Annotated in this window: 12 protein-coding genes and 1 pseudogene; 4 read left to right on the plus strand and 9 right to left on the minus strand. The window is 66.4% G+C overall.

Going from position 1 to position 17929, the window contains the following annotated elements:
* Positions 1–452: 452 nt before the first annotated feature.
* Positions 453–595: pseudogene (locus tag OG373_RS04240) on the minus strand (IS5/IS1182 family transposase); the annotation flags it as partial.
* 284 nt (positions 596–879) lie between these two features.
* On the opposite strand from OG373_RS04240, the gene OG373_RS04245 reads away from it, so the two are divergent.
* Positions 880–1503, plus strand: a complete 624-nt coding sequence (locus OG373_RS04245) for a TetR/AcrR family transcriptional regulator (protein ID WP_405435924.1) — start codon at positions 880–882, stop codon at positions 1501–1503.
* Positions 1504–1645: 142 nt separating this feature from the next.
* Here OG373_RS04245 and OG373_RS04250 read toward each other — a convergent pair whose 3' ends face one another.
* From OG373_RS04250 to OG373_RS04275, 6 genes are all read right to left on the minus strand, one after another.
* Positions 1646–4858, minus strand: coding sequence for a bifunctional cytochrome P450/NADPH--P450 reductase (locus OG373_RS04250; protein WP_405435926.1), 3213 nt, complete (start codon positions 4856–4858; stop codon positions 1646–1648).
* Between the two features lie 185 nt (positions 4859–5043).
* A complete protein-coding gene (locus OG373_RS04255; RefSeq protein WP_328787092.1) occupies positions 5044–5286 on the minus strand; it encodes a transposase in 243 nt (80 codons plus the stop codon).
* Between the two features lie 240 nt (positions 5287–5526).
* Positions 5527–6492 carry an RICIN domain-containing protein gene (locus OG373_RS04260; RefSeq protein WP_405435928.1) on the minus strand — a complete coding sequence of 322 codons (966 nt, stop codon included), beginning with the start codon at positions 6490–6492 and terminating at the stop codon, positions 5527–5529.
* A gap of 889 nt (positions 6493–7381) precedes the next feature.
* Positions 7382–7750 (minus strand): hypothetical protein, encoded by a 369-nt coding sequence (locus OG373_RS04265; RefSeq protein ID WP_405435930.1) that lies wholly within the window; start codon positions 7748–7750, stop codon positions 7382–7384.
* A 506-nt stretch (positions 7751–8256) separates the two neighbouring features.
* Entirely contained in the window at positions 8257–10236 is a 1980-nt protein-coding gene (locus OG373_RS04270; protein ID WP_405435931.1) for a nitrate- and nitrite sensing domain-containing protein, read from the minus strand.
* 1597 nt (positions 10237–11833) lie between these two features.
* Positions 11834–12487, minus strand: coding sequence for a TetR/AcrR family transcriptional regulator (locus OG373_RS04275; RefSeq protein WP_405435933.1), 654 nt, complete (start codon positions 12485–12487; stop codon positions 11834–11836).
* A 168-nt stretch (positions 12488–12655) separates the two neighbouring features.
* Between OG373_RS04275 and OG373_RS04280 the strand changes: the two genes are divergently transcribed.
* The 3 genes from OG373_RS04280 (at position 12656) to OG373_RS04290 (ending at position 15061) form a co-directional block, all read left to right on the plus strand.
* Entirely contained in the window at positions 12656–12991 is a 336-nt protein-coding gene (locus OG373_RS04280; RefSeq protein WP_405435935.1) for a hypothetical protein, read from the plus strand.
* A 397-nt stretch (positions 12992–13388) separates the two neighbouring features.
* A complete protein-coding gene (locus tag OG373_RS04285; protein ID WP_405435936.1) occupies positions 13389–14015 on the plus strand; it encodes a hypothetical protein in 627 nt (208 codons plus the stop codon).
* 254 nt (positions 14016–14269) lie between these two features.
* The gene (locus OG373_RS04290) at positions 14270–15061 is read left to right on the plus strand and encodes an IS5 family transposase (RefSeq protein WP_405435938.1); all 792 of its coding nucleotides are present in this window, start codon (positions 14270–14272) and stop codon (positions 15059–15061) included.
* Here OG373_RS04290 and OG373_RS04295 read toward each other — a convergent pair.
* Together OG373_RS04295 and OG373_RS04300 are read right to left on the minus strand one after the other, a co-directional pair.
* On the minus strand, positions 15018–15551 hold the full coding sequence (locus tag OG373_RS04295; protein ID WP_405435940.1) for a hypothetical protein: 534 nt from the start codon (positions 15549–15551) through the stop codon (positions 15018–15020). The genes OG373_RS04290 and OG373_RS04295 overlap by 44 nt on opposite strands.
* A 243-nt stretch (positions 15552–15794) precedes the next feature.
* Complete coding sequence (locus OG373_RS04300; RefSeq protein WP_405435941.1) at positions 15795–17705, minus strand: GMC family oxidoreductase N-terminal domain-containing protein; 1911 nt, start codon at positions 17703–17705, stop codon at positions 15795–15797.
* Positions 17706–17929 lie beyond the last annotated feature (224 nt).

Consider the following 17929-nt stretch of genomic DNA (forward strand, 5'->3'; position numbering starts at 1 on the left):
CGGGAGTCACCCCCTCAGGAAACCGGCGTTCGCCGGCCGGGGCCCGCTCGCGCCGCCGCTTGGACCCCGTCGGACGACGCCCCGAACAACACGAAATAGGGTGATTAAAACCATACCGGGGCGCGACATGGGTCTACCGTGAGGTCATGACTGGAGAGGACGCCCGTCTCGCACCAACAGGAACCTGCTGGTGTGGCTGCGGAGCCGAAGTCGGAATCGATTCCTTCTTCGCGCCCGGCCACGACAAGATCGCCGAGGCCGCCCTTATGGCTGTCCGGTACGACAATTCCGTGGCCCGACTCCTCGCCGAGCACGACTTCGGCCCGGACGGTGCGACGACCATCCGGCAGGCAGCTCTGGACAGCGGCTACTGGGAGTCATGCCCGGCCGCGGAGTGCGTCTACGTCGGCACCTCCGCGGCCGTCCGCAGGCACCGCCAAGAAGCCGATCACTTAGAGGTCCTGACAAAGCCGTTGGACGTGGCGGTGGGTGATGAGGCAGCTGGCGAGGCCGAGGAAGCTTCGTGAATGTCCTCGCGTCGTTCCCATCGGATCCGTAGTCGGCGGAAGCCGTGAAGCCATGCGATGGTCCGATCGGGAGCCCCGCAGGGCGAACGCGGCTTCCGCGCGCAGGTTCCCCCGGCGGGCGAAGTGAACGTGCCGCCGGTCGCCAGGGTCACCTCGGTTGCCCAGGCCGACAGCCCCAGCCCCGGCGGAACCCCTGACGGTAGAAGCGGAGGAGCCGATACGTCGGGGCGCGCGCCGTCCATGAGGAACCCGGGGCCACTTCCCGTCCCGCCGGCGCTCGGGCCCATCAGGGGCAGTGCGGGACGCCGTCCTTACCGACTGGTTCGATCGACTAAGTCGATATAGTGGCCGCATGGCTCATGTTTCTGCGGCCGAGCGCCGTCCCCAGCTGATCAAAGCGGCTATCGCCTTTATGGCGAGGGAGGGCGTCGCCGTCGGGAGCACGCGTGCCATCGCCGCCGAACTCGGCGTCGCCCAGGCCACGGTCCACTACACCTTCGGCACGAAGGAGGGCCTGTACCGAGCGGTCATGGACCAGCTCACCGCGGACCTGATAGCGCAGGTCGAGCAAGCGGCTCCGCAAAACGCTGGCTTCGAGGAGACGATCGCCGCATTGGCCGGCGCCCTCTGGCGCACCGTCCAGGAGGAGGCGAGCGGGCACCAGCTGCTCACGGAACTGGCCCTGCTCGCCTTGCGCACCCCCGGTCTCAGCGAGGCCCGCCAGGCTCATTACCAACAGGTTAACGAGGTCACGGTGCGGATCGTGACCGAGACGGCGTCCCGGAGCGGGTTCGAACTCGTCCAGCCGGCGGACCTGATCGCCCGCTTCTTCCTCGCCGGCTTCGACGGGCTCACGATGCAGCGCCTCTACGCGCCGAACGGACCCGCCGAAAGCGCCGGCCTCCAGGCCCTGGTCTCCGCGACCGTCGCCCTGGCCGGAGGGGGCCTGAACCTCGCGGCCGTCCAGACCCAGTAAGGAACGCCGACGTCCGTTCGCCGTACCGCGCACGCCTCCGCCGGTCCGGCGTGGCGAGGCGTACGCGTAGCGGACCGACACACCGGCCACGGACGCCTGCACGTCCGTGGCCGTGTGGTCTGAGAAAGTCGATGGGCGGGGGTCAGCCGGCCCAGACGTCCTCGACATAGCGACCGGATTCGGTGGTGGCGGCCAGCCAAGCGGCGGCCTCCTCGTCGTCGGCGCAGGAGTTCTGGCGGTAGATCGCCATGAACGCCTCCCGCACCGCGGGCGCCATGCGGCGGCCGTCCCCGCAGACGTAGACCCTGCCGCCGGCCTCCAGCGCGGCCCAGACCTCGTCGCTCTCGCGCGCGATCCGGTCCTGAACGAAACGGGCACCGTGCTCGGGAGCGTGCGTGAAGGTGGGCCGCATGCTGACCGCGCCGGCCGCCTCCGCCGCCTCGAACTCCTGGCGGTGGAGGTAGTCGACATCCGGATGGTCGCAGCCGAAGTAGCACAACAGGGTTCCCGTCGACCCACTGTGCACCCGGTCGAGCACCGCACCCCGGAAGGGCGCGAGGCCGGTGCCCGCGCTGACCAGGATCACCGGCACCGACGGGTCCTCGGGGAGGCGGAAGGACTCGCTGCCCTGCAGCACCCGGGCCTGCAGGGTGTCTCCGGGGTTCACGGTCTGGATGTAGTGCGAGGCGATGCCCTGGAATGTGCCCTCGCCGCTACGGTGAGGTGCGGCAAGCAGCGACACCATGAGGTCCACCTCACCGGGTTGGGCGGCCGCGGACGAGGAGACGGAGTAGTGGCGGGGCCGCAGAACCGGCAGCAGCTCCAGGAAGTGCTCGAAGGGCAGCTCGCAGGCGCGGTACTTCTCCAGCAGGCCCAGGAGGCTGTGGCCGGCGACGGCCACCTGCTCGCGGATGGTCTCCGGGTCTGCCGCGGCAAGTGCGGCCAGGGGCTGCTTCTCGGGCGGGCAGGTGGTGTGCTCGGCCAGGACGGCGACCTGCTCGGGGGTGGCGGCGTCCTGCAGTTCCACGAAGTCGGTGAGCAGGCGGCGCAGGGTCAGCGGGCGGTCGACGGGCAGGGCGTTGCGGCTGCGGCGGCGGGCGCGCAGGCGGATGGTGCGGTCCAGGTCGAGGCCGAAGCGGTCGGCCACGCGCTGGACGAGGGCGTCGGGGTTGCTGGGCAGGATCGCCAAGTGGTCGGCGGTGCGGTAGGTGACGCCCTCGGGCAGCCGCAGGCGCAGGAACCGCTTGGAGCGGCCGAGTTCGTGTTTCGTGTCGACGAGTTCGTACGCGTCGAGCACTTCCATCGGCTGGACGCCGTGCCGCGCGGCGAGGCCGCCGGTGACCGAGTCGGTGGCGTCCTCCAGCTCATAGAGCCCTTGGCTGTCGTCGAACTCCGCGGGCGCCGGGACCTCGCCTGGGGCGTGGCCGTAGCGCTCGAGAAGCGTTGTCCACAATTCCCCGGCCCAACGGTCCACCGTTCCGGCGAAGTCGCCGGAGGCGTCGGCGGCGCCGCGTTCGAGAAGGGGGACGGCTCCGGCCGCCGCCAGGCGCTCGTCGATGAGGGTGGGGACGCGCTGGTAGGTGGCGGCCCAGTTGCGGTCGCCGACGCCGAGCACGGCGTACGGGAGGCCGGCGAGCGAGCCGGACTCCAGACCCTCCAGCCACGCCACGAACTCGGCAGCATCGTCGGTGGGCCTGCCGTTGTAGGAGGCGGCGACGATCACCAGCGGGCCGCCGGCGGGATCCAGCTTGCCGGCGTGGGCGTCGAGGGGCGCCACGGACGGTGCGAAGCCGTGGTCATCGCCGTCGGTGGCCAGGTCGCGGGCGATGCCGGCGCAGGTGCCGAGGTTGGAGCCGTGCAGCAGGGTGAGCGCGGCGCCGGAGGCCCGCCGGGTCACGCTCACGCCCCGCCCGGTTGCCGCCTCGCTCGCCGTCACGGCGGGCCGACGGCGCTCCTCGGTGGTGCGCCGGGTCAGCTTGAGTGTGAAGCCGTCGGGCTTGAGTGTGAGCGTCTGCTTGATCTTCAGCTGGTAGTCGGTGTGGTCGATCAGCCGGTAGCGGTGGACGAGGAGGCCGAGCAGCAGCGTGGCCTCGTGGAGGGCGAACTGGCGTCCGATGCAGGCGCGTTCGCCGTTGCCGAACGGCTTGAAGAGGTGGACCGGGCGCTTCTCTTCCTGTTCCTGGGTGAAGCGTTCGGGGTCGAACAGCTCGACGTTCTCGCCCCAGGCGGGGTCACGGTGCAGGGCGGGGGTGAGGACCATCAGCGTCTCGCCCTTGCGGACGGCGTACCTACTGCCGATGATGGTGTCCTCCAAGGGCTCCACGGCGTAGCCGGGCGCGGTCGGCCACAGCCGGAGGCTCTCGTTGAGCACCTGGCGGATGTAGGTGAGCTTGCCGATGTCGCCGTAGTCGGGGTCCGGAGTTTCCTCGTCTCCCCACAGCGCGTCCACCTCGGCCTGAGCACGGGCGAGGATCTCGGGGTGCTTGGTCAGGTAGTACAGGGCGAAGGACAGGGCACCGCTGGTCGTCTCGTGCCCGGCGATGAGGAACGTGATGACCTGGTTGCGGATGTTCACGTCGTCGAGCGGCCGGCCCGTCCTGGCATCCGGGGTGTGAAGCATCCGGCCCAGCAGGTCGCCGGTGCTTGTATCTCCGGACTGCTTGCGCTGCCGGATGACCTCGTCGACCAGGTCGGTCATTAGCCTGATGTCTTGGCGGAACTGCTCGGACTGCTTGCGCCTGAACCGCACCGTTCCCGGGATGGACTCGCCCTTGGTCTGGGTGAAGGCCAGGGCCCGTGCCATGGCCTCGACGAAGGAGTGCAGTTCGTCCCGGCGGAACGACTCGAAGTCGTAGTCGAAGCCGCACAGCCCGATGGTGTCGAAGGTCAGGCGGGTCATGTCCTCGGGGATGTCCACCGTACGCTGGCCGGCAGCCTGGTCCCACTTGCCGATCAAAGAGCGGGCGACCCTCAGCATGGTCGCGTGGTAGTCGCGCATCGCACCCAGCGAGAACGCCGGCATCAGAATGTCGTGGGCCTTCTGCCAGTTCGCCTCGTGGTTGAAAGCGGTGAACAGGCCGTCCCCCGCGAACTGCCGGATCTCGACCAGGTCGGGGTGCACGTTCTTGCGGAAGCGGGACTCGTCCGCAAGTTCCGTCACCAGATCCAGGCCGCCCACGACCACGGCCTCGGTGTCGAAGACGCGGAGCCTGTAGATCGGGCCGAGCTCCTTGACCTCCTTCATCAGGTGGGTCGTGGCATCGAACCCCTTCGGGAGCGCGAGGGCGTGGCCCACCAGGGGCAGGGCCGGGCGCTGTGGTATCGCCTGGGCCGTGAGGACGGGCGGCTGAGTCATGAGCGCGCCTTTCAGTTCGAGACATCGGTTCCCGCCAACGTACAGTCGACATTGTCGAGTGACCATGTCGACTGACTGTATTAAATGACACAGTCGCTTTACCGAACCGAATCGGGGTCTCGAACGTCCCCAGCCTGCCGCTCGGTTGAGGTTCCCGGCATGAGCACGATGCTCGTGGGGCGGCTTCACCGCGTGCCGCTTACGCCCGTTGATAGGCCTGCCGCCGTCGAAGCCGCGGCTGTCCGTGCCCGCGCCGCCGACATGGCTCGCCATTTCGTTCCGTTGTCGACCAGATAGAGGACCGTGTCCAGCATCGCCCGGCGGCAGTACGCTTCCGACTGCCCACCGCGTCCCTGCAGTGGCAGTACCGGACAGACCACGGCCCACTGCACGTCTGTCATGCCTGTGGGATAGCGGCGCTCGCGCATCCCGTTACCAGCGGCGTTCCCGAACTGGTTTGCGAGGCAGTCACGCGACGGGGCGCCCGGACCGGACCCGGCCTGCACGAACGCGCAGAATTGCGACAACAGGGCCTCTTGGCACACTCGTTGGCGTGGAATCTACCGAGCCGCCAAGAGGCCTTGTTCTCATGCGCGCACCCGCCGCGATCACCCGAACGAGACTCCCGTTCGCCCAACACCGCACAGGACCGGAACGACAACAGTCACTCAGAAGCTGCAGCGGGGCGGAGTGGGGCTGGACTTCGCGACGTAGATGGTGGTCAGGCCGTTGGCGTGCTCGAGGGGGACCGTAACGGTGTCACGCACCGTCCAGGTGTGCAGCCCGCCGATGCCGAAGGTCCAGGTGCCCGTCACCTTCTGGGCGACCTTCGCCAACTCGTACCAGCCGTACTCTCCGGGCTTCACAGTGAACTTCGTCTGCTCGGCCTCACTGTGCGAGTTCGACCACACGACCTTGGCGGATACTTTCAGCTTGGCCGTGACCTTGGCGATCAGCGAGCCGACGGCCCCCGTCTCGAACCCGACCTCCAACTCGCTGCCCACCTCGTTGGAGTAGCCGGTCGTCTTGGTCCTGGTGAACACGTGGTCGAGCGGGTAAGGCGTGTCGTTGTACCACACCTTCGACCCGCAGGAACCTGGCAGCGGGGCCGCGGGGGCCTCGCTCTCCGCATTCCACGTGCAGGTGTCCGTTGACTTCTGACACGTGTTCGCCGCGTGGTCGATAGCCAGGTCCCAGACCGCGGAGTACGGTCCCGATCCAACCAACCAGAGCTGGCCGCGGGCTTCGAGCTGGCACGGTGTGGCGATGACGGGGTCACCCACCCGGGAGTTGCGCACATCGGCGCCGAAGGCGGCCAGGCACTTGCCGGAATCGACGTTGCGGACCATCAACTTGTTGCCGGGGCCAGGGTTGAAGTACCAACGCTGTGAGCCCTTGTTCTGGCAGTTCGCGGTGACGAGCACGTCGTAGCGCTCGGCGGTCGGCTGGCTGCCTACGCAAGTGCCGGTCGACTTGTTGACGATCTCGAACGTCGCGTCCGCCCGGTTCACACTGAGCTTCCAGAAGCGGTTCTGTCCGTTGTCCATCCTGTCGACCACGACCTGTTGGTTCGACAGAGCGCCCGGGTGCAGCGCGAGCACGAAGCCTCCCGAACCGCTCAGGTGGAGTCTCATGCAGTCGAGGCTCTCCTCCCCCGCCCGGCAAGACTCTGTCGACGCCGAGGCGGCATGGGCGCTCGGCGGGGAGGTGAGGCCTGCCGCCAGGGATAACAGGGCTATCGCCAGGGCGGCGACCATCCTGCGCAAGGAACTTGCGCGTGTTGCGGTTGTTAACGAGATCACAGAGGACTCCAATCCAATGCTTGTCAGCCGGTCCGGTGCTGGAGCGCACATGCCCTGCGGTTCCACGTCAGGCTCGGCACGGTTTTCCCCGACGGGTCGGGGCAGTCGCGACCACGCCGGCATGGTCACTCTACATCCAATCTAGAAGACATCTACAAGATTGCCGTCTGCGCCGCACTGGTCTGGGTGCGTGAGACAAGCTTCCGTGGCCAACGGACAGTGCGGACACGCCTTTTCGCACGTCGTTCTACCGCGAACTCGTCGCCGCCATTGCTCCCGAAGCCGATCCGGCCCGGCGAGCGGGCCAGGCCCTGTCCCGCAGCGTCGGGCGCGGTGCTGACTGCGCGCCTCGCGCCGAGGACCCAATCGGGGGACGCACTGCCCCGTCGATGCCGAACAGGCTCGCGTAGCCCAAGGAGGTAGCAATGCGATCCAGGAGCACTGGCTGGGGGCGGGTGCGGGGCAGCAGGGAGGCCAGCGGCCTCTCGGGGCGAGGGAGGCGGCGGTGTGGCCGCAGTTGTGCAGGTTCTGCCGCTGCCCGGCGCTGAGAAGGGCACACAGGTCAGATGGATGGTGGTGTCGGTGTGGACGCAGCCGGTGAAGACTGCTGGGCTGCTTGAGGTGTGCGGCCAAGGCGGTGGCGGCGCGCTCCAGGCGGTGTGGGCAGCCACGGCACTGACATCACGAAGCCGAACCACCACCTACGACAACCCGCAGTTCATCAGGCCAGAACCTCGATGCGTACTGCGGAACCATGCGGGTCCACCCGCGCCAGCCAGGTCGCAGAAAGCAACGCAGGGAGCGAAGGGATCAACTTCGGCACTTGCCGCTGCCGCAGCACGCGCTCGCCCTGGCTGACCCGGATGCGGAGCAACGTGGCGAACACCCGCCGGTGCAGGTACAGCTTGCCACGTGCGGCTAGCTCCGCTGCCGAACCACCGATCCGCTGCGGGCTCACCCAGGCCAGCGCTTCACCCACTTCGATCGGTACACCCACGCCGGCAGCCTGGGAGGATCGGCCGGTCAGCCATCGGGCAATCACACCGCCGTCGTGCTGGCCACCCAGGGCTGCAACGTCCGCGGTCTCCATCTGGAGACCAGCCGGCCTTGTGAGCCCAGCGGCTCGCGCTGCGCGATCAGTCCAGTTCGCCACGGGCACCGAGTTCGTCGAGGGTGACGCGGTGGAGGCGGACCCAGACCCGGGCCCGCCTCGACTGGGCGAGGCTTCGGTAGGCTGTCTGCCAGCTCGGGCCGAACACTCGCGGCAGCTACCGTCAGGTGCAGCCCGACGTTCCCACAAAATCCATCGCGGCCAAGGCCTCGCGATTACCCGCTCGACGCCATCCGCCACCCTGCGGACGTGGACGTTGTGACCTCTGTCGTCCGTACCACCCGCCGGAACAACACCCACTGCTCGTCCGGCACCAGTAACTCACGTGAGCGGACAGCACTTACGGTCCGCAGCGAGGTGGATTTTGCCGGTAAGTTGGCCCCGGGACCAGCCGAGCACTGCTTCCTTGAGGCGAAGCCCGCGGCGGCGCTGCGTGTCCCAGGCCAAGCCGGCGCAGGCGTTGCAGTCGACGCCGCAGACGGAGCTCAAATGATCCAGGCACGTGTGGGCACAACAACGACGGCGCGCGTACCGGACGCACCGTTTGACGGGTAGAGCTGAACCAGCATTCCATGCCTGGAGGCCAGCCTCCCGACCACGAAGAGTCCCATGTGGGAATAGACCCCTACATCAACCGCAGGCGGCATCCTGAGTTTATCGTTCAGACCCTTAATCACATCCGGCGCAATACCTACCCCCCTGTCGAGAATCTCAATGGCCAATCGTCGATCAGGGTAAAGAATCACAGTCATCAGGACTTTGAAATTCTCAACGGAGAACTTCGTAGCGTTCTCAAGCAGCTCGGCTATCAGGTGCATGAGATCAATGACTACCGCGCCCTCTATTCGCACATTGGGGATATCCTTCAGTTCAACTCGAGAGTAACTCTCCACCTCCGAGATGGCAGCGCGGAGCACATCGATCAAAGGAACTGCCCCAGGCACCAGGCGCCGCCCCGCCGAATCATCACCCCCGAGTACAAGCAGATTCTCTCCATTCCTCAAAATGCGAGCGGCCAGGTGGTCGACCTCAAATAGACGCTCAAGCCGAGCTTCGTCCATCTCAGTTCTTTCCAGTTCCGAAATCAAGCCAACTTGCCGCGTGACCAAATGCTGATTTCGACGTGATATATTTACCAGGATTGCGTTTATATTGCCCCTGAGAAGAGCTTGCCCTGCGGCCAGATCAACCGCTTGAAAATGCAGGCCGTCAAACGCTCTGGCCAGCTCTGCTATCTCATCCGACCCATCAACCGAAATCGGTGCAATAACAGTGTCAATAGCCTCAGACGTCACACTGGAGAGGGAAGCGACAACATCAGGCAAGGACTGATTTGCGATGCGATGGACGGAGTCACGAAGAATTGTCAACCTGGAAACCATAGAGCGAACCATCGCCAGGGCAAGCGTTGCGGTAATCAGGAGAGCAAGCAACATGGCAAGCACTTCGTCAATGAGAGCCTCTTTTGCTTCCCGTGTGCTGTCCGACGCAAAATGGACAGCTCTGGCAGTTAGCATACTCTCGATTTCCCAACTTTCGTCGAATTGAACGCCTGCACCCTCCATCCAGCGATCAGGGGTGACCCCTTGGGAGGCGAGCTGCTGGTTGCTCAGGCCGGCCCCTACGTGCCTCACCATCTGCTCCATCCCGGGGGAGGTGAGATCCGAGCGCGGACTCGCCTCGAACTCGCCCCCCGAGGAACTCGAAAGCTCCTTTCTGGCTATTTGCGCAAGCGATTGATACCCGACACTCCTGGCCGCTTGGGTGTGGCGAGTGACCGGGTCACCGGAATTACGGACATCCAGCAGCATATGCATGACAATCGCCCGATTGATCGAAATCGCTTCCTTGGCCAGAGCGATCGCATACACCGCTCGCGCATCCGAGGTGACACTACTTCCGGTACCTAGACTCAACTCATTGGTCAGAGCAAGGAGGGATGTCACGATATCCGAATACGCCTCCTCCGTATCCACCCCGGGAGCAAGGTATGCCCGCGCTCTCACTTCAGGAAGTCCGGACAGAAGACGGTCCACCTCCACAAGGCGATCATGCAATCTCCCTGTACTCGGCGCCACTTCTGTATGTTGCTTGAGAGTGGATATGGAAGCACTGGTGACCCGATAAAGATCTCCAACCAGGCCACCGTCTCGCTTGCCTGCAATGAGCGGACTCACAGATAGGTCTCGTTCGCGCTCGAGATGATGGGCCACAAGCGTTGCCGCCTGAACCAGCCTGGCAGTCTGCTCTGCGGTCGAAGCCGACCGCCATTCAGCTTGATTATCTCGCAGCCGCAGGCCGCCAAAAGCCACGGCGAGCAGAACAGGAACGAGCAGGGATATAGATATTTTGGTGGGAAGCCGCTGCTTCTCCCAGAACCCTTTCCGAATGACACGGCTGCCGAGCGAACGAATCTGGCGGTACAGTCGCTTAGCGCGCACGGTCTCGTAATAATTCTTGAGCATTCATCGACCTCCGACTTCTAGTCGCACAGTATTCGAAGATCGGCCGCGGCATTTTCCCACTGTGGCACGCCACAGGTTGGGCGCAAGATGGCGAACCGCCCACATTGGCAGGGAAAATGACTCAGCCCGGATGATGAGTTCACTTTCCTTCGGGCGCCGATATCGACCATCAGCCGCATGCCTTACCGAGGCCGGCCCGGGTGACTCCCCCAGTTGAGCTGCTCCAGCTCATCCACGTGCAGGTCGAAGGTCGCGCCCTGGCAGCACGACCCGCCCCTGCCAAGGGTCGGTGCGGGGTGGCGCGCTGCCGCATGGTGCGGGTGGCCAGGCTGGCGCAGCAACGCATTGCTGGGGAGATCAGAGGCCGCACCCCGCGGCTCGGACCGGTGGAGGACCCCTCGCGACGTCCAGAGCTTCGCCCCACGGTCGTGAGGTGCATCCTGCGATGCCGACCCGCTGCTGTTGGAGCGGATGGCGGTAGAGTAGCCAAATATTGAAGGCTTCTTCAAGTCTTTGAGGGGTCCCTCTCGCCCGATCGCCAGCTGGGCCGAAGCACGCCCCCCTGTGCATCACCGTGGCCCCGCGATCCCTTACGGATTGCACGACACCTCGCGAGCTGGGCGTGGTTGGCGGTGCGACGTGGCACCTTGGCTCATCGCTCATGGCCGCCGGGTCGGAACGGGTGCAGCGATCATCAGCGACAGGAGCGTCACGGCCTGTCGGCCATGATGACCACTGAACTCGACCCCGAAATCCGCCCGTTGCCAGGCCCGTCTCACAGCCGCGGAAGCGGGCTGCCGACCGGCGCCAGAAACCCATGCCCTGGCGCGGTCCTTGAGACCCGACACCGGGCCCGAACCACCGGGTACCGCTGCCCGCCCAGCCCGAACCGAAACCACCCGAACACGGAACCCGGCACACAGCACACTCCCCACACCACATCCCAGCCGGACACCCCAACAAACAGCGAACCTGAAGTCGCCCGGAAGGCGGAGGGGGCTCGTGCGGATCCGGTCCGGCAGGGGGTGGGGTGGGGTCCGGGGTCTGCTGGTGGCCGTGGTGGTGGGTGACCCCGCGCAGGGCGGGCAAAATCTTGCCTCCGTCTCATCAGGGCAGTCCAAGAGCGGTTCGAGCGAGGTCGAGACAGCACTCCAGGAGCGCTCACCGCCGAACCCCGACCCCTTCCCACTCGGGCCAGCTGTCACCGGAGCGCGGCGAAGCCGCTGTGGGCGACATCAGGACTGCGGTGTCTCCGTCTCCCGGGACGCAAAACCAGCGACGCCCGCAACTGGTGATTGCTGATGTGATCACGGCGTTGGAGCGCTCCCAGCCATCCCTCTTCGTCGGGCTCAGCCCGGCGCGCTTTCGGGGAGCTGGTGACGACTCTGAAGCGTGAGGGACAGACGCGTTGGGCAAGAGTCGGCGGTGGAACTTGTCACTGGAAGAGCAGGTTGTGCTGGTCAGACGTACGACGGACCAACTTGACGGTGCGTGAGCCAGCCCCGGTGTTCGGGGTGCCCAGGGCGGGTCAGGTCTTGCCGGCGACTGCGCGCACCCGACTCGTGCCACCTCGTGCAGTCCGCGCAGTACTCGGCATTCATCCAGAGCGGTTGACTGAGGGCTTGGCCTTGAGGTGCTCTTCCCACGCAGAATGCTCTTGATCGTCCAGGGCGAACGCTATGAACAGGGCGCGGAATGCAGCGCTCGCCGCCTCAACGTCGTCGGCCCGAGGGCCGACAAGGTGGTACAGGTTCAGTCCCTCGGCCAGGGCTGCAAATGCGCGTGCGCCAGCCGCTGGCCGCCTGGCACCTGCTGATCGCAAGGCCACTTCGGCAACATGTTCCATACTCCGAACGACGCCGGCCAGCGCGTCGGACTGACTCGGGTTCCGCACAGCGTGAAGGAGTACTTCGTAGCGGGCCAGTTCCAGGGCCTGCGAGTACGTGGTCAAGAGCTTGGAGAATTCGGCAGCAACCTCCGCCGGGCTGGCCCTGCCGCCCTCGAAGCGCTGAGCGAGGACTTCCAGATGGGTATTGAGGTTCTCCGCGATGAGCTGTATCGCTTCGACGGCCAGCTGGTCGATCGTGCCGAAGAAGTAGGAGACGGAAGTGAATGGACACCCCGCGCGTTCGGTAACTGCGCGGTGAGTGAGGCCCGCGATACCTTGCTCCGCCAGGACCTCGAGTGCGGCGTTCAGGAGCTCTTCTCGGCGGCGCGCGCCCTTGGCGTAGCGCTTCTCAGGGTTGGGCATACTTCCAGTCTAGCAATGTTGTAGACATCTTCAATATTAGGAGTTAGGGTTGAGAGGTGCCGCCCCTCTAGCACAGCCCCGCAACTGCTACGCGCGGTGGCCAATCGGTTGCACGCAGTGTCGCGCGCCGCCCTCCGCAGATCCTTCACCTCCATCGGGAGGGACGTCATGGCGTTTTATCACACCTCTCAGGACGCCGGCCTCGCTGTGATCTATTTGCGGTGTTACCCGTATGACATGTGGCGTATGGAACCACATCGCAACGCCTTGGCCCACCTGGCTGAACTCCTGGGGCACCCTGAGCCGCCGGTCTATCTGGACAACGGATATCGCTCGGGTGTAAAGCTGCCAGCGCTCGAACGGGTGATCGCTCTCGCCGGGGCAAAAATGTGCCGGCTTCTCCTCGTTCCCGGTCCGTTTGTCTTCTCGATCTACGAGAGAGAAGCACGTTCCATCACTCGCCGCATCACCGCGGCAGGGTGCAACGTGGTGCAACTGCCCTAACAATGCGCAGGACTCACGGGTCGCCACAAGCTCGGCGTGGTTGGCGGTGGGACGTGGCACCTTGGCTCATCGCTCATGGATGCCGGGTCGGAACGGGTGCAGCGATCATCAGCGACAGGAGCGTCGCGGCTTGCCGGCCATGATGACCACTGAACTCACCCCCGTACACAGCCGTTGTGGCACGAACGGCATCAGGCCAGGCCCGTCTCACAGCCGCGGAAGCGGGCTGCCGACCGGCGCCAGACATCAGGCGACCGGCTCCTCGCCAGGCCGTCCATCTCAGTCGCTGTTTTCTTTCCGATCTTGAGGGATGCCGGTCGACAGGATCTTCGATTGAGTGACCCGGCGGGGCTCATCGAGATGTTGGGTGTCGGAGGGCAACGGTATGTTCGCCCGCATGAACGCCATGCGAGACTTCGTCCGCGCTCACGCGGCGCCAGCTCTACGGCCACACGGCTTCCGAAAGGCCGGCTCCCATCTCGCCCTGGCCCTGCCCGACGACGACCTGCTCATCCTCGAGTTCAACGTCCACCGCGTCGATCCGGTCCGTGACGTCTTCGACATGACGTTCAAGTACGCCCTGCGCACGTACTGGCGGTGGATCACCCTGAACGAGCCGAACCCGAGGCGGATGGACAGCGCGAGCTCTGTCGCGTGGTGCTATGTGATGCCGCCTGCGGACTTCGCGTGGGCCCCGGATCGGCCGAAGCCCTTCTGCACACGGTGGGCGGCCGACCTCCCGGCCGAGTCGGAGGCACTGGGTGAGGCCTTCCGGGAAGCAGTCGACACGGAGATCCTGCCGCTGGTGCAGCGCATGGCCAGTCGAGAGCGGCTCCTTGCCGCGTTCGACGCCGCCGCCTCCCCGGTCCTGCGCCTCGGCCCGGTCTACCGCGACGTGCTGTTCCGTCTCGACCAGGGTGACGCTGCCGAGATCGAGTCCTTGCTCGCTCAACTTGCCGACCACCGGCAACAACCTCGGTTCGCGGCGTGGGCTCGGTCCTACGTGGCTGCAGCCGCGATCTGATTTCCTGCCCCGGGGGCCGGGCGAAGCGGAGTCTCGATCGGGTGGTCGTTGAGGTCGCCGGGCACGAAAGCAGGGCCTCTTGGTAGCTCGAAGGGTGTCTACGACAACAAGCCCGGCAGGAGGCCCTGTTGTCGCATTTCTACGGCATCACGGAGGCGGGGGCCACTTCGGCCACTCCTGCGTGTGACTGCCTGGCTCACAGGTTCGGGAACGCCGGCGACCACACAGCGCGCGAGCGCCGCTACCCGACCGACATGTCGGATGCCGAGTGGAAGGTGGTGCGGCCGTTGCTGCCGGTGCCGGGCTGGCTGCGTGGTCGGGGCGGCCAGCCGGAGGCCTACTGCCACCGCGCGATACTGGACGCGATCCGCTACCTCGTCGACAACGCGACGAAATGGCGGGCTATCCCGGGCGACTTCCCGCCGTGGGACCGGGTCTACGCGTTCTTCCGGCGCTGGCGCGACCACGACCTGGTCAAGGAGTTCCACGACCGACTCCGCCGCCGGGTGCGCGAGCAGGCCGGGCGGGATCCGGAGCCGAGCGCTGGGGTGATCGACTCCCAGTCGGTCAAGGCGGACGCCGTCGTCGGAGCCGACAGCCGCGGCTTCGACGGCGGCAAGCTCATCAACGGCCGCAAGCGGCACGCCGTGGTCGACACGCTCGGCCTGCTGCTCGCGGTGATGGTCACCGCCGCCGACATCGGCGACCGCGCCGCCGCCCAGGTCCTACTCGCCCAGGTCGCCGCCGCACACCACCGGCTGGCCCTGATCTGGGCCGACGGCGGCTACACCGGCAGCCTCGTCGAGTACAGCCTCGCCGTCCTCGCCCTGGTCCTCGCAATCGTCAAGCGCAGCGACGACATGCGCGGCTTCGTCGTGCTGCCGAAGCGGTGGATCGTGGAGCGGTTCTTCGCCCACCTGATGCGAAGCCGCCGCCTCGTGCGCGACTTCGAGCGCTCCACCAGCAGCGCGGAGGCGATGATCTACTGGTCGATGACGACGCTCATGACCCGCCGCCTTGCCCGGCCACGTCCTTCGCGAGCGTGAAACGGCCCGGCGCCGACTCGACCAGCCAACCCCGGGCCACCAGCCGCTTCGCCTTCGACCGCAAGGCTTCCACCTTCCCCGGCACCGGGTCCAGACCGAAGCAGGCGGCCATCTTCTGGCACGTCAAAGGTCCTTGACCGAGCCGGCTCCCGTCCGCGAGGGCCTGCAGGATGCGCTGGTAGTCCACCGACAACGCTGCCCAGGACAGCCCCGCGCGCCACATCGGCACCACGGACTTCGGCTTCGCCGCGTCCGCCGACTCGGGACGAAGCGGCTGCCCGCCGGGCTGGCACTGGTCCTCGGACGTGGAGGTGTCGGCGCCCGGGGCCAGCACTTCGCCGACGCGTGAGCGGGCGATGACCCACTCGTTCCATTCCTGCTCGGCCACGTCCAGCTCGGCGTGGATGCGGTCGGCCTCCTGCCGCAGCTCGTCCACGCGGCGGCGAGCGGTGAGCTCACGCTGCTCCAGCAACCCCACGACCGACGGCATCCCCGACCTCCACCCGAGCAACGACACGACACGTCATCACTGCCGCGGGACCGCCGACCCTATACCTGACCAGCGGAAACACATCCATCATGCCCGGAAAGACAACAACCACTCAGCCATCACGACATCCCGGCCTGCCTCCACACCACGTCCCAGCCGGACACCCCAACAACCAGCGAACCTCGCCCAGCACCGCGGCCACCATCAGGCCCCGGACCCCATGCCGTGACACCACGTCCCCCACTATGCCTGGGCCGAGGGGGCAGGGCCTGCCTCACCGGGCCCTGCACCGCGATCCCGCCGCGGCGGCACCAGGGGCACCGGCAGCATGACCGTCAGCCGCAATGCCCCAAAGGCATCAGCGGGCACTGCCGGGCAAACGGGAGCGACCGGTGCCATCCTCAGGTACGGTCTGCCTTGCTCGGGACGGAAATCCTGCTCATCCTTGTTGGGCCATAGCGCCATTGCCCGTTCCGCTTGCGCGGTGATGGTCAGCGCGGGATTCACGCCCAGGTTGGCCGAGACGGATGCTCCGTCCACCACCGAAATGCCGGGGTAGCCGAAGAGACGATGGTACGGGTCGATGACGCCGTGCTCCGCGTCTTGGCCGATCGGGCAGCCGCCGAGGAAATGCGCGGTCAGGGGGGTTCCCATCAGTTCGCCAACGTTGCTGCTCGCGGTGCCGTTGATGGATCGCGCGAGCAGTCTGGCGCCCTCTGCGGCCTCGGGAATATGGTCCGGATTGGGCTCGCCGTGCCCCTGCCGTGCGGTGAGCAGGCCCTTACCCAGCCCTTTGGGCCTGAGGCAGGTGGTCAGCGAGTTGTCGTGGGTCTGCATGACCAGTCCGACGATGGTCCGCTCCGACCAACGGCGGTAGTTGATCATGCGGACCGCATCGCCGGGCCTGCGCAGGTTGGCTCCGATGAACTGCACCCAGCGCGGCAGTCTTCCCCCGTACGGGATTTGGAGGATGGACAGCGGGGCCATCGCGTTTGAGCCCTTGCCGTACCGCACCGCTTCGATGTGAGTGGTCTCATCGGGGTGGATGGAGGAAGTGATCGCCACTCCCCTGCTGAAGTCCACCCGCTTACCGAAGTCCACCTTGGGGCCGCTGTGCTTCCTGCGGTAGAGCCGGTCCGAGGTCGTGGCCCCCACCAGCGCCTCGGAGTTGGTACGGGTCAGTTCACCCAGCTTGGGCGAGATGCGCGGCAACAGGCCGGTGGCCCGCATCCGATGCAGCAGTGTCTGGGTGCCGTAGGTGCCGGCCGCGATCACAACCTGCCGTGCGCGGAGCACCGTTTGCCGCCCCTTGCGGCGCTGGTCGGTAGGGACGGTGGTGACACGGTAGCCACCGCCACCGGGCTCCTCGGCGACCGCGACGGCTGTGGTCATCGCGTGCACCACCGCGCCGGACTTCTCGGCGAGGTGCAGGTAGTTCTCATTGAGGGTGTTCTTGGCGCCGTAACGGCAACCTGTCATGCATTCACCGCACTCGGTGCACGCCTTGCGGGACGGTCCCACGCCCCCGAAGTACGGGTCCGGGGCAGACTGGCCGGGATCGACGCGTACCGCTCCACCGGCGTCCTCACCGTCACCGAAGAACACCCCTACGGAGGCCATGCGGAAGGTATCGCCGACTCCCATCTTCTCGGCCACGTCCTGGAGGTGGACATCACAGGGGGTCATGGTCCGGGTGGGCCGCACCCCAAGCATCCGCTGCGCTTGGTCGTAGTACGGTTTGAGCTCTTGCGCCCAGTCGGTGATGTGCCCCCACTGCGGGTCCCGGAAGAACGCTGCGGGCGGCACGTAGAGGGTGTTCGCGTAGTTCAGCGACCCGCCACCCACGCCCGCGCCGGCGAGCACCATCACCTTGCCCAGGAGATGGATGCGCTGGATGCCATAGAAGCCCAGCGCCGGGGCCCAGAGGTAGCTGCGCAGGTCCCAGGAATTCTTCGGCAGGGTCTCGTTGGTGAAGCGGCGGCCGGCCTCCAGGACACCCACGCGGTAGCCCTTTTCGGTGAGGCGTAGCGCCGACACGGATCCGCCGAAGCCGGAGCCGATGACGATGACGTCGTAGTCGAGGGCAGGGACGTCCCCGGCCTCAGCTGCTTCGGAGTGAGCAGTCTGCTCATAGGCGTGCTTCTCTGATGACATTGGTACCTCCATCGGCTGCCTCGGCCGGGGTGGATCGTGCTCGGCGACGGCGTGCTGTGTGAGTAGTGCTGGCTGGGAAAGGGCCCGGGGCCCTCTCTTGCGGATCTTGTTGGCCGGGCCCGCGTGCCCGGTGCCGTGCACCTCAAGGCGGAGGTGTCTCCCCGTACTGGACGTACCGGGGTGTTCCAACAGCGCCGCGCGGTGCGGTGTTGCACGGCGCAGGC

The sequence above is a fragment of the Streptomyces avidinii genome (assembly GCF_045161815.1).
In the GTDB taxonomy this organism is placed as follows: Bacteria; Actinomycetota; Actinomycetes; order Streptomycetales; family Streptomycetaceae; genus Streptomyces; species Streptomyces avidinii.

Bases quoted from the DNA above. Each gene is read 5' to 3' on its own strand.
- OG373_RS04250 (WP_405435926.1), bottom strand. From the start codon at position 4,858: ATGACTCAGCCGCCCGTCCTCACGGCCCAGGCGATACCACAGCGCCCG.
- OG373_RS04265 (WP_405435930.1), bottom strand. From the start codon at position 7,750: ATGGAGACCGCGGACGTTGCAGCCCTGGGTGGCCAGCACGACGGCGGT.
- OG373_RS04260 (WP_405435928.1), bottom strand. From the start codon at position 6,492: ATGAGACTCCACCTGAGCGGTTCGGGAGGCTTCGTGCTCGCGCTGCAC.
- OG373_RS04285 (WP_405435936.1), top strand. From the start codon at position 13,389: ATGAACGCCATGCGAGACTTCGTCCGCGCTCACGCGGCGCCAGCTCTA.
- OG373_RS04270 (WP_405435931.1), bottom strand. From the start codon at position 10,236: ATGCTCAAGAATTATTACGAGACCGTGCGCGCTAAGCGACTGTACCGC.
- OG373_RS04300 (WP_405435941.1), bottom strand. From the start codon at position 17,705: ATGTCATCAGAGAAGCACGCCTATGAGCAGACTGCTCACTCCGAAGCA.
- OG373_RS04290 (WP_405435938.1), top strand. From the start codon at position 14,270: ATGTCGGATGCCGAGTGGAAGGTGGTGCGGCCGTTGCTGCCGGTGCCG.
- OG373_RS04245 (WP_405435924.1), top strand. From the start codon at position 880: ATGGCTCATGTTTCTGCGGCCGAGCGCCGTCCCCAGCTGATCAAAGCG.
- OG373_RS04275 (WP_405435933.1), bottom strand. From the start codon at position 12,487: ATGCCCAACCCTGAGAAGCGCTACGCCAAGGGCGCGCGCCGCCGAGAA.
- OG373_RS04280 (WP_405435935.1), top strand. From the start codon at position 12,656: ATGGCGTTTTATCACACCTCTCAGGACGCCGGCCTCGCTGTGATCTAT.
- OG373_RS04295 (WP_405435940.1), bottom strand. From the start codon at position 15,551: ATGCCGTCGGTCGTGGGGTTGCTGGAGCAGCGTGAGCTCACCGCTCGC.
- OG373_RS04255 (WP_328787092.1), bottom strand. From the start codon at position 5,286: ATGCGCGAGCGCCGCTATCCCACAGGCATGACAGACGTGCAGTGGGCC.